1 pseudogene is annotated in these 3,281 nt (G+C 42.3%); it reads left to right on the top strand.

Features of this window, described 5'->3' with window-relative positions:
- A pseudogene (locus tag AC075L_RS07770) lies at positions 1-3,281 on the top strand (DEAD/DEAH box helicase family protein); the annotation flags it as partial.

The following is a 3,281-nucleotide window of genomic DNA, read 5'->3' as shown; positions in this document are numbered from 1 at the left end:
CCAATAATGCTATCGAGCAGGAACAGAAAGAAATGACAGATCTTCTGGCACTTCATTTCCGAGATACAAATAGAAATACGGAAGAATACCGGTCTTATACGGATTGGCAGGATACCATTCGGAACGCTTGGACAGATCCAGAAGGAAAAAAAGAAATCTATCAGCAGTTTGAATGGTTACAAGCGGATATGAATGAAAATCCGAGTAATTATCATCGTTGGGAAATTCAGCACAATCCAGTATATTCTCAGCGTTTTCGTGACCTTCAGAGAGATTTCTCCTGGGTGGATCAACAATTTAAAGTAGAACGTCTAGGGCTTTCCTTTATCACACAGGATGAAATTGATGCAGTGTTAAGAAGAGGTGGCATTACTGCCGGAGGACGTAACCGGATTTACGAATATTTCATGGAACATTATGATATGAAAGATGCAGCTGAGTTCCTGAAAAATGAATATGGAACAGGTGGTTCTTCACCCGGAATACCAGGAGCAGGTGCTTCCGACGCATCACATGATGCAAAAGGATTAAAACTTGCAAAAGGAAAAATTGGCAATCCAGAAGTAGAAGTTCTATTAAAGTGGAATAAGGTTGCAGAACGTGTCCGCCAGTTAATCCGCACAGATGATTATTTGTCATCGGAGGAAATGGAAAAGTACGAAGAGCGACAGGAAGCACAAAAACTGGCAGACTTGGAAGAAGCACAGCAGATGTTAGGAGAACAACAGGAGCAGGATACTTTAACCGCTGAAGATATAACTGATTTGCAATTAGTTGATTCAGAATATATGTCTGGTACCAGAACAACAATTCATGATTTTGATTGCAAAGTTAAGGGAGAAGAGAATCAACTTCAATACACATTAGAATATCATGATGATGGAGAAGGTTTCACGATTCATACGGAAAAAGATGATATTTGGAATCGAATGTCAACACAAGAATTGGAACGTCTGGATGTAAAACTTGGACAAGAAGTACTTTATTATCATTATCACAACAAAACAGTAAATGCGGATACCCTAGATAAATTACGGGAAATCAGGGAAGAAATAATGGAGGAAGAGTCCTCGTATTTCACTGCTATTTCTAATCGTGTGTGGACAGATTATGATAAAAAAGAAAAAGAATTATCTGGAGAAGTTGAGGTATCGGAAGAAAAAGAATCTTTGGAAGAGATTAACGGAATATCAGAACCGATTCCAGCAACGAACTTCCGCATCACAGATGATGAGCTTGGGCAGGGGACAGCAAAAGAAAAGTTCCGTGCCAATATCATGGCTATCCAGCTGTTAAAGAAATGTGAGGATGAGAACCGTAATGCGACACCAGAGGAACAGGAAATCTTATCCCGATACGTTGGCTGGGGAGGTCTTGCAGATGCATTTGATGAAACAAAAGCTGCATGGGAGACAGAATATCTGGAATTAAAGACGGTTCTTACACCAGAGGAATATGCGGCAGCCAGAGCTTCCACCTTAAATGCTCATTATACACAGCCGATTGTGATTGACAGTATGTATCAGGTGTTGGAGAATCTGGGATTTACAAAGGGAAATATCCTGGAGCCATCTATGGGAGTCGGGAACTTTTTTGGAATGCTTCCGGAGAATCTAAACCAGTCCAAACTTTATGGTGTGGAATTGGACAGCATCAGCGGCAGAATTGCAAAGCTGCTCTATCCTGATGCCAATATTCAGATCAAAGGTTTTGAGAAGACAGATTATCCCAATGATTTCTTTGACGTGACAATCGGAAATGTGCCATTTGGTGCATACAAGGTCAATGACCGTCAGTATGATCGCTTCAATTTCATGATTCATGATTACTTTCTTGCCAAAACGATAGATCAGTTACGTCCAGGTGGTGTGGCTGCTCTGATCACAACAAAGGGAACTATGGACAAGGCATCACCAGAAGTTCGAAAATATCTGGCAGAGAGGGCAGATCTGTTGGGAGCAATCCGACTGCCCAACACAGCTTTTAAGGCAAATGCAGGAACAGAAGTCAGTGCTGATATTTTGTTTTTCCAGAAGCGTGACAGCATGACAAAAGAGATGCCGGAGTGGGTGAATCTTGGAAGTGATACCAATGGAATTACAGTCAACCAGTATTTTGCAGACCATCCTGAAATGATTCTGGGTGAGATGAAAGAAGTATCGGGTCCATATGGTATGGAAACAACCTGTATGCCGATAGAAGGTGCTGACCTTGAACTCCAGCTTGCAGAAGCGGTCAAGAACATTCATGGAAGCATGGTATCGGCAGTAGATGTGGAAACAGAACTGGATGAGATGCCAGAGAGTATTCCGGCAGATCCGAATGTCAGAAATTACAGCTATACGGTGGTAGATGATCAGGTATATTACCGTGTCAACTCTTTGATGAATCAGGTGAAAATGCCTGCCGCCACTGCAGAACGTGTGAAAGGCATGGTTGCAATCCGTGATACTGTTCGTGAATTGATCGCCATGCAGATGGAGGAATTTGTAGCAGACGAAGAAATCCAGAAACAGCAGGAGAAACTGAATCAGGTATATGATACCTACACAGCAAAGTATGGAGTCATTGGAAGTAATGCTAACAAACGTGCATTTTCTGATGACTCTTCTTATTGTCTGCTGTGTTCACTGGAAGACTTGAATGAAGATGGAACGCTGAAACGAAAAGCGGACATGTTTACTAAGCGAACCATTAAAAAGGCGGTCGCTGTGACAAGCGTTGAGACAGCCACAGAAGCACTTGCATTGTCTCTTAACGAAAGGGCAAAGGTAGACCTTCCTTATATGGCAAAGCTGACTGGAAAGACCGAAGAGAAAATCACAGAAGAACTGGTTGGAGTTATCTTTAAGAATCCACTGACAGACCAGTGGGAAAGCGGAGATGAATATCTGTCCGGAAATGTCAGGGATAAATTAAATACTGCGAGAACCTTTGCAGAGAATCGTCCGGAATTTACACCGAATGTCCGTGCATTAGAGGCAGTTCAGCCGAGAAATCTGGAAGCGTCTGAGATTGAGGTGCGTGTTGGAGCTACATGGATTGAGCCTTCGGATTATCAGGCTTTTATGGTGGAACTGCTTCATACCCCGTGGTATCTTGCACAGAAGGAAATACAGGTAAAATACTCTGAGGTCAATGGTGAATGGCGTATTACTGGAAAAAATGCAGATAGTCCAAGGAATGCGTTTGCCTATGCAACGTATGGAACTGAGAGAGCAAATGCCTATAAGATTCTGGAAGATACCCTGAACCTGAAAGATGTCCGCATTTATGATAAG

The sequence above is a fragment of the Blautia sp. ZXY-1-B12 genome (assembly GCF_056339915.1).
Note: the sequence above shows the minus strand (reverse complement) of the source record. Positions and strands in the feature narration are given on the sequence as shown.